The following is an 8501-nucleotide window of genomic DNA, read 5'->3' as shown; positions in this document are numbered from 1 at the left end:
TACGAAAGAAAAAGTGCCGCAATCCGTAGCAAAGAAAACCGGCACTTATCTGTCCACCACTTCTCGAATAAGAGATAGTGTCTGACGGGTATCGCTTTTTCAAGCGTCCCTACACCCTTAGTATATTCCGTTCCTGAGTTATTTCAAGGGCGTGCGGTTATTTTCATAATTTTCATTTTCAGACTCAAAAAAAACCGGTCAATGTCACTGACCGGGATAATTCCTACTTAACGCAGATCTTCCTGCGTCGTAATCTTGATATTTTTATACGACCCCAGCACCGCGTACACCGCTTCGCCGGTCAACAGTTCTACGACCTGCGCGTCGTCGGTCGCCTGTACCTTTTCCTGACGTGCCTTGCGGTACGCCCGCAGAATCAGCGACGTCTTAAACGCCTGCGGCGTCTGCGCCTGCACCAGCTGGCTGCGGTTCGGTGTTTCCTTGATCTTTCCGTCTTCAATGACCTTGATCGTATCCTTGCACGGCACCGTTAACAAGCATGCGTCATGCTCGCTTAAGCACTGGCAGATCCGGTCCAGACAGTCCTGTTCCAGAAAGGGCCGCGCGCCGTCGTGGATCAGCACATAGTCCTCGCTGACCGCCATTAATCCGTTAAACACACTCTCCTGACGGGTTGCTCCGCCTTCGACAAACACGACGTTCCCCCGTTGTGTCCGGTTGCGCATACAGCGCACGTAGTCCTCACGCTGCGTTACGATGACGATCTGCCTGCACCGCGGATCAGCTTCGAAAATGCTCATCGTCTTTTCCAATACGTTCTTTCCGTCCGCAAAGGTGTAGAACACCTTGTTGTAGCCAAGATTCATCCTGCGCCCCTGTCCGGCAGCCACAATTAACGCTGAATATTCCATCCTTTTCCCTCTTTTTCGTCCTTTTGGTAGTGCTTATTTTATCACACCCCGTTCAGTCCGGCAATGGACCAAGCAGTTTTTCACAATACCTGACGCATTTTTACGCAATTCAGCCGGCGGATTTCTTAAAACGCTTCGTCAAATAAGAGCGGATTTGACGATCGATCTTTTCCGGATCTTCCCCTTCGATATCAAACGGCGTGTCCTCGCCCAGCTCAAAGGCCAGCTGCGGCATTTGGCGGGTGATTTCCTGAAGCCGCCGGCGCGCCAGCGTTTCCATTTCCGCACTGTCCAGCGTCCGGAAATCCAAAATCGCATCGGCGATTTCATCCCAGCCCTCATTCTCCATTTTCACAGAAACGGCCTGGAATCCAAGTCCGGATACTGTCCGGCTTTGTTCCGTGTCCAGCAGAATCAGACAATGCCGTAAATCCACCTTCCGCCCGGCTTCTTCCTCGATCAGTCCCTGCTCGATGCCCTTGCGTAAAATAGCCGCGCATTCCGGCCGGGCAGCGTCCAGATTGCGGATAAACAACAACGAGTAGGGAGAACGCCGCAATTTTTCCAGCCACAACGAATACTGTTGATCTTGACCATGCACGAACCGATAACCCGCCTGACTGTCTTGATAATCCATCATATCCACTTCAATCCGCCGGTCGTTCTGCCCGAAGTACAGCTGTGCCAGCACCTTTGCCAGCCGCTGCTTCAAAGAAACCTGTTTGCCGCAAAGCAGCCACACCCCCAAAGGCCGGTCCTGCACAACCCCCAGCTCCATCCACTGCAGCTGTTGATCGATCTGCGTCAGAATCTCTTCCTGACCGATCAGTTCCCTGCGCAGCCGCTGCATCACACGATCCTTTCGGCAACGGTCCTGCAGCGGCACGTCGGTCAGCTGCTCCAGAATCTGATCGACATCCCGCTGCGCGACTGTGCTGCGATGATCCATCCGCGCGCTGGCGCAAGCCAGATCGATGACGTCCAGCGCCTTGTCCGGCAGCTTGCGTGAAGGCATGAAATACTGCGTGCTTTCCATCAGCGGACCGACCAGCTCCATGGGAAACTGGATCTGATGATGCTGCTCATATTCCGGAATCTTCGCCTCGATCATCCGCCGGGCAGAATCCAGATCCGGTTCCTCAATCATGACCGGCTGGAAGCGCCGCTGCAAAGCCCGGTCCTTTTCAATAAATTTGAGATATTCATCATACGTCGTCGCGCCGATGCAGCGGATTTCCCCGCGGGCCAAGACTGGTTTCAGCACCCCGGCCACGTCGATTGAACCTTCCGCTTTACCCGCACCGATGATCTGATGGATTTCATCAATAAAAAGAATGACCTGGGGGAACTGCCGCAGGGCATCCAGAATTTTCTGAATCTTTTCCTCAAACTCGCCGCGGTACTTGGTCCCCGCTACCAGACCGTTGACGCTGAGTTCAAAGATGACGCTGCCGCGCAGGCAGTCAGGAACCTCTCCCTGATCAATACTTTTAGCCAGCTGTTCCACCAGCGCCGTCTTCCCCACGCCCGGATCGCCCAAAAGCAGCGGATTGGCCTTTTCTTTCCGGCACAGAATCCGGATGATCGAATTCATCTGCGCCTGCCGTTCAACGATATTGGAAGGCCGGTTTGCCATCCACTGGTTCAGGTTGCGCAGCTCCCGGATCGAATTCAGACTATCAATATCCTGCCGGTTCAGCTCCACGATCAATCCGGCGATATCCACATCATACCGCCTTAACAGCTCCGAGGCGACGTTATTGGGCGTTTCCAGCAGCGTCCGCGTCAGCATTTTCAGCGTGATGACCGGCGGTGTCGAACGAGCCGCTTCAACCAGACATTTCTCCAGAATTTCCTGAACGGTCTGCGTGTACTCGGTCTGCCGTGTTTCTTCCTCGTTAAAACCGAACAGCACCTGAATATCCTCTTTCAGCTGTTCGGCGGTAATCCCGCGTTCGCTCAGCAGTTTCTGCAATGCAGAATGATCTGTCTGCAGAATGCCGATCAATAAATGCTCCGTTCCGATGAAGGTGTTTTTCATCTGCCGCGCCACTGTGCGGGCGGACTGGATCGCCTTCTGAGCCTGAGGATCAAAATTGGTTTTCATCCTCGCGATTCCTCCTTCCAAACCGTTGAACTTCCCAGTTCAAGTTCAGTGATAGTATTGCCCCGGGTCAAGATCACTACACCGCGGCTGTCTGTTCCAATTTTTAGGATTTCCTCCTGGCGTCTTCAACATGCTTCATTTCAGTTTATCCGCCAAGAGAGAAACTTATGCCCGGATCTTTTGCCTTCCCGCCTTCCGGAGGACCAATGAATTATGAAAATGAAATGAAACCTGGTAAGCTTACCTCACTTTTTTTCGAAGAAATTATGAAAATCGTTCCAATCGCGATTTCTTTATGACTTCTGGACAAAAACATTTTATAATGGAAGCAATGGCCCGTAAACGGCAGAGGCGAAGCGAGGTGAAAACATGATCGTTACCACGAAAACCGGGGATCAGGGAACAACTGAAATTCAGGGGGGACGGATTTCCAAAGCGGATCCGTTAATTGAAGTCCTGGGCGATCTGGACGAGCTGAGCGCCGAATGTCTGGTGCTAGCCAGCGGATTTTCCGGATACCGGAAATCAATGAAGCAGATCGTAACCCAGCTCAGCGCCGCCAGCGCGATGCTGAGCGGTTATGGCGAAGCCGATCTGGGGCGTTTTATCCGGATGCTGGAAATTGAAATTGAATCCAATGTCAAAGCGGCCGGCGAATTCAGATTTCATTATCCATTCGACAATCCCGAGAGCGCGGCGCTTAACCGCCTGCGGGCAATCAGCCGGCGGGTTGAGCGGCATTGGTGGAAGCTGCAGGAAACTCGAAAGACCGATCCGTCCCTGGGCGTCTATTTGAACCGGATCAGCGATTATTTTTATGCGCTGCAGATTCAGAGTGCGGCAGGTTCGGAAATTTAAATATAGGAGGAAGCATTTAGATTATGGGATATCGCAAGGAAACAATCGTTAAACTCAATCAGGACATCCGGGAATTTTTTCCGTATTTAACTGAAATCCAACCGGAGGATCATACGATTCACGCCGGTGTTTCACGGCTGGTCATGCTTGACCGCTATGCCCAGAAGGATCGGGAGCTCAGAACGCTGGGCGTCGGCGACATCGTATTGACCGTCATTAAAGAGGATCCGAAATATCCGGCCCGGGGTGTCGGCGTCGTCAAAGCGATCGACTGGGAAAAAGAGAGCGTAACGATCGAAATTGAAGAAGAATTCCGCGGTACACTGGAAGACGAGCAGGAATCGATCACCGGGATAATCCGCCGGCCGTTCGCGGAAATCGACAAGCCGATGGAAATCTACTATGAACAGATCGCCCGCCGTGTCGGCACCGCGCTGGCCGAGCCGGAGACCGATGTGGCTCAGCGGGAAAAATACGCCGGATTATTTACCGAGCAGTTAAAGAAGCTCAACGTTATTCCGGCCGGACGGGTTTTGTTCGGTGCGGGCAGCGGCACGCAGGTCACTTACTTCAACTGCTTCGTCATGCCGTTTGTCGAGGATTCCCGCGGCGGCATTGCGGAACATCGCAAGGAAGTCATGGAAATCATGTCGCGCGGAGGCGGCGTCGGCACCAATGGATCGACGTTGCGGCCTAAGCATGCCCCGGCCAAAGGCGTCGGCGGACGCAGCAGCGGCGCGGTCAGCTGGCTGAACGACATCGCCAACCTGACCAACCTGGTCGAACAGGGCGGCTCGCGGCGCGGTGCGCAAATGATTATGTTAGCGGACTGGCATCCGGATATCATCGAGTTCATCATTTCTAAAATGCAGAATCCGCGGGTCCTGAAATGGCTGAGTGAAAATAATAAGGACGAACAGGTCCGCGAGCTGGCCCAGCGCAAGTTGAAATTCATCCCGCTTTCGCGGCTGGAACGACAGATGCTGGAAACCCTGATCGAAAATAAGAACACGCCGGCGGACGTGCTGGACTATGCTCAGCAAACGCTGCTGGAAGGCGGCCGGCTGGAGGGTCGTCAATCCGGAATTTTTAAGCGGCGCGAACATTTCCGTGACGCTGACCGACGAATTCATGGAGGCGGTCGAACGGGACGGCACCTTTGATCTGCGCTTCCCGGACATCGCCAATTATACTCCGCAGCAGAAAGAAGCCTACGACACCCATTGGCATAAGATCGGCGACGTCCGCGAATGGGAGGCCCTGGGGTATCCGATCAAGACCTACCGCACGATCCGCGCCCGCGATCTGTGGGATCTGATCTGCTTCTGCGCGACCTATTCCGCGGAACCGGGGATCTTCTTCATTGACAACGCGAATAAGATGACCAACGCCAAAGCCTACGGTCAGAAAGTCGTCGCGACCAATCCGTGCGGGGAACAGCCGCTCGCGCCGTATTCCGTCTGCAATCTCGCCGCCGTCAACCTCGCTAACTTTGTCGACAAGAAAGACGGCCGGATTCTCTTTGATGAATTGGCAGAAACCGTTGCGCTGACCGTCCGGATGCAGGACAACGTCATCAACAGTACGCCGTATTTCCTCAAGGCCAACGAAGATCAGGCCCTGGGCGAACGGCGCGTCGGCCTGGGCGTCATGGGTCTGCACGACATGTTAATCTGGAACCGCAAGCGCTACGGATCGCCGGAAGCGTTGGAAACTATCGATCAGGTGTTCCACTGCATCGCCCGCGCGGCCTATCAGACCTCCGTCGAGCTGGCAAAGGAAAAAGGCAGCTTCCCATTCTTTACCAGTGGCGAAGCGTTTATCAACACCGGCTACATGAAGCAGATGGATGAGGATATCCGCCAGGACGTCCTGAAATACGGCATCCGGAATTCTCATCTGTTAACGATCGCTCCGACCGGATCCACCGGCACCATGGTCGGCGTATCCACAGGTCTGGAACCGTACTTCAGCTTCTCCTATTTCCGTTCCGGCCGGCTGGGCAAATTCATTGAGGTCAACGCCGCAATTGTCGATCAGTGGCTGGCGCTCAACCCGGGCTACACCCGCGACACGCTGCCGGAGTTCTTCGTCAGCGCGATGGAACTGACGCCGGAAGAACATGCCGATACCCAATGCGCGATTCAGCGCTGGATTGATTCCTCCATTTCCAAAACCGTCAACGCCCCGCGCGGCTTCTCCGTCCGCCAGGTTCAGCACATCTATGAACGGCTGTATGCGGGGGGCGCGAAAGGCGGCACCGTGTACGTCGACGGTTCGCGTGATTCCCAGGTGTTGACGTTAAGCAACGAAGAAGAAAACAGCTGGGATCAGATGGATATCGAACGCGACTTCGGCGTTCCGGTCAAAAAGACGCAGGAAGCGGAAAAGAAAACCGATCTGCGTGCAGACCGGCAGGACCGCAACATCGGCGTGGAAGTCGGCGACATCTGCCCGATCTGCCTGGAAGGCATCGTCGAGGAAATCGGCGGCTGCAACACCTGCACCAACTGCAACGCGCAACTGAAATGCGGCTTGTAGAGAAAAGCCAACGATCGTCAAATTTGAACAATAAGAAAGGATTGCGTTTGGGGATGAGATCATCGCCATAAAGCAATCCTTTTTGTTTATTCGGCAAGAAACGGAAGCAGCTGGTCCAGCGCGGCTTCCCAGATCTTTTGATCGTGTTCCCAATCTCCGGTCATGGCGGAATCGTAATATTTCAGCTCCCCCAGATAAAAGAGATCGCCGTGTTTGACATGAAACTGACCGCGGATTGTTTTTCCTTCCTGATGATATTCCAGGATCGCCGCCGTTGAGCCGAGCATGCCCAGCTGTCGTTCAGGGCCCAGCCAGGTGATCATTTTTGACAGGGGCATCACCGAACTCAAATCACGGTCGCTGACGTAAAGCTCCAATGAGATCCCGCGGCCAAGCGGACTATTCCCCTTGCCTTCATACAAAAGACCAATCGGTACCGGTGTTTCTGTAAAATGGGCAGCGTAGCCGATCGTAAAGCACTCGCCCCGGAAATCCACCTCCGCGACGGCCGGGGCGATTTCACGGTTGAGTTCATCGCGGAACAACTCGTTGATCAAAGTGATGTCGAGATCCACTTGTTCGCTCAGCTGTTCGCGCGTCATCGTCACCGGCGTCAGCGAATACGGCTGGTGACGCAGTGTTTTAAACGTCCAGAAGCCTGCGCCTGACAGGATCATCAGCACGATCAAGGTGATCTCTAATTTTTTCCATTTCATACGTCAACCTTCATTTCTTCGAAATTCGCAACATCCGGAAACCGGAAGAACAACATTCGAACTCCGCTGTGCTTTTTCGTATCCAGCTGATCCAGGATGATTTTCTACAACGACCAATCTGACAGATCCATCGTGGTCATCGGCTGATCCGTACGAACGCTTACGTTAATTTCCATGCTGAAATTCATTTCTGTACCTTCGACATCGCCGGTCGCGTCCACGACGATCAATCCGCCGTTCATCTGATAATCCTTTGACACCTGAAAGCTCATCTTCCATTCGTTTAAAGTCACCGTCTGATCGATCATTTCAAATTGCTGCTTCAATTCCTGCAGGGCCTCCAGATCAGGTTCCGCATCCCCTAAAGCACCTAACAGATCCGCCAGCTCGGCAAAGCTTTGCGCTTCATAGACCAGCTCATAACCCGTTCCGGTTTTATTCACGGAAAAGGCGTTGACCATCTTCTCCAGATTCACGTTCTGCTGAAGCTCCTGAGCCGTTTCCGGCGTATAGGCATACGGTTGGCTGCTGCGTTCTCCATTCACTTCGCTGTACATCACCTGATCCTGAACACAGTATTTCATCTCCATGGACTGCCCCATAAATGAGGTTGAAAAACTAAAATAAACGACAGGTTCACCCTGTTTCTCTGCCGGCTGCGTCTGAATTACAAGATCCATCGGAAATTCCAGCGACACTCCCTGCGCAGTCATCTTCATCTGACCCTTCATGGTCACGGATTGAACCGCCTCGCTTTGCATTTGTTTCGCCTGGACTTTTGCCATAATCTCAGACGCGCTTTCTGTTTTAGCACAGCCGCTGAGAGCCAGGCAAAGCCAGACTGCCAGCCAAAGAATCCTGCTTTTTTTCATTTTTCTCATTTTCTGTTCCTTCCTCCCCTTGATCCTCTGTGATTGCAAGCTCCCTGCCTCAGATCCTTCAAGGTCTTCTTTACTTAAAGGATAGCATATTCTTACCTTAATTCCGATATCGAATTGTTCGGTAAAATGGAAAAATTCTGAAATTAGCAAAGAAAACTTTCTCTATTCTAAAGCGTTGCTTAAAAATCAAAATAAAAGCAACGCAAAGAACGTCGCTTTATTAACAATATTGCTTTCCTGGATTCGGCTTAAGCGTGAATCTGTTCATGCTCGACCGCCCGGAAGAAGCGGAAGAACAGCGTGATCGTGACCAGGACCGAGATCGTATCAGCGATCGGTTCCGCCACGAAGACCGCAAACACCTTATTCTCAATGAAATTCGGCAGAATATAAATCAGCGGAATCAACAGGATAATCTTCCGCAATAACGCCAGAAAAGTTGAAATCTTGGCGTTGCCCAGCGCGATGAACGTCTGTTGGCAAGCCAGCTGTGCACCCATTAAGAATACCGCCGCGATATAAATCC

At 52.8% G+C, this 8501-nt stretch carries 7 protein-coding genes and 1 pseudogene; 3 read left to right on the top strand and 5 right to left on the bottom strand.

All coding sequences use genetic code 11. The features are described from left to right. Positions 1-227: 227 nt before the first annotated feature. Together ispD and HOLDEFILI_RS02405 are read right to left on the bottom strand one after the other, a co-directional pair. Positions 228-872: a 2-C-methyl-D-erythritol 4-phosphate cytidylyltransferase gene (gene ispD / locus HOLDEFILI_RS02410; protein WP_006057780.1), complete on the bottom strand. Its 645-nt coding sequence runs from the start codon at positions 870-872 to the stop codon at positions 228-230. 109 nt (positions 873-981) lie between these two features. Next, a complete protein-coding gene (locus tag HOLDEFILI_RS02405) occupies positions 982-2979 on the bottom strand; it encodes a Clp protease N-terminal domain-containing protein (RefSeq protein ID WP_006057779.1) in 1998 nt (665 codons plus the stop codon). A 369-nt stretch (positions 2980-3348) separates the two neighbouring features. On the opposite strand from HOLDEFILI_RS02405, the gene HOLDEFILI_RS02400 reads away from it, so the two are divergent. Genes HOLDEFILI_RS02400 through HOLDEFILI_RS20005 form a run of 3 tightly spaced genes read left to right on the top strand, consistent with a single transcriptional unit; the run spans position 3349 to position 6378 of the window. Further along, entirely contained in the window at positions 3349-3837 is a 489-nt protein-coding gene (locus HOLDEFILI_RS02400) for an ATP:cob(I)alamin adenosyltransferase (RefSeq protein WP_006057777.1), read from the top strand. Positions 3838-3860: 23 nt separating this feature from the next. After that, positions 3861-5000, top strand: coding sequence for a hypothetical protein (locus HOLDEFILI_RS20180; RefSeq protein WP_006057776.1), 1140 nt, complete (start codon positions 3861-3863; stop codon positions 4998-5000). Beyond that, a complete protein-coding gene (locus HOLDEFILI_RS20005; RefSeq protein ID WP_006057775.1) occupies positions 4969-6378 on the top strand; it encodes a ribonucleoside-diphosphate reductase in 1410 nt (469 codons plus the stop codon). Before HOLDEFILI_RS20180 ends, HOLDEFILI_RS20005 begins: the two co-directional genes overlap by 32 nt. A gap of 86 nt (positions 6379-6464) precedes the next feature. Here the strand turns inward: HOLDEFILI_RS20005 and HOLDEFILI_RS02390 are convergent, their stop codons facing one another. From HOLDEFILI_RS02390 to HOLDEFILI_RS02380, 3 genes and pseudogenes are all read right to left on the bottom strand, one after another. Then, positions 6465-7094, bottom strand: a complete 630-nt coding sequence (locus HOLDEFILI_RS02390; protein WP_006057774.1) for a hypothetical protein — start codon at positions 7092-7094, stop codon at positions 6465-6467. 104 nt (positions 7095-7198) lie between these two features. Continuing rightward, entirely contained in the window at positions 7199-7975 is a 777-nt protein-coding gene (locus HOLDEFILI_RS02385; protein ID WP_039863716.1) for a hypothetical protein, read from the bottom strand. A 248-nt stretch (positions 7976-8223) separates the two neighbouring features. After that, positions 8224-8501 (bottom strand): annotated as a pseudogene (locus HOLDEFILI_RS02380) (MATE family efflux transporter); the annotation flags it as partial.

Source organism: Holdemania filiformis DSM 12042, from assembly GCF_000157995.1.
Classification (GTDB): domain Bacteria; phylum Bacillota_I; class Bacilli_A; order Erysipelotrichales; family Erysipelotrichaceae; genus Holdemania; species Holdemania filiformis.
This window is presented reverse-complemented; position numbering and strand designations above follow the sequence as displayed.

What these genes read in the sequence shown, in the direction of transcription:
- HOLDEFILI_RS02385 (WP_039863716.1), bottom strand. Translation starts at nt 7,975, where the DNA reads ATGAGAAAAATGAAAAAAAGCAGGATTCTTTGGCTGGCAGTCTGGCTT.
- HOLDEFILI_RS20005 (WP_006057775.1), top strand. Translation starts at nt 4,969, where the DNA reads ATGGAGGCGGTCGAACGGGACGGCACCTTTGATCTGCGCTTCCCGGAC.
- HOLDEFILI_RS02390 (WP_006057774.1), bottom strand. Translation starts at nt 7,094, where the DNA reads ATGAAATGGAAAAAATTAGAGATCACCTTGATCGTGCTGATGATCCTG.
- HOLDEFILI_RS02400 (WP_006057777.1), top strand. Translation starts at nt 3,349, where the DNA reads ATGATCGTTACCACGAAAACCGGGGATCAGGGAACAACTGAAATTCAG.
- ispD (WP_006057780.1), bottom strand. Translation starts at nt 872, where the DNA reads ATGGAATATTCAGCGTTAATTGTGGCTGCCGGACAGGGGCGCAGGATG.
- HOLDEFILI_RS20180 (WP_006057776.1), top strand. Translation starts at nt 3,861, where the DNA reads ATGGGATATCGCAAGGAAACAATCGTTAAACTCAATCAGGACATCCGG.
- HOLDEFILI_RS02405 (WP_006057779.1), bottom strand. Translation starts at nt 2,979, where the DNA reads ATGAAAACCAATTTTGATCCTCAGGCTCAGAAGGCGATCCAGTCCGCC.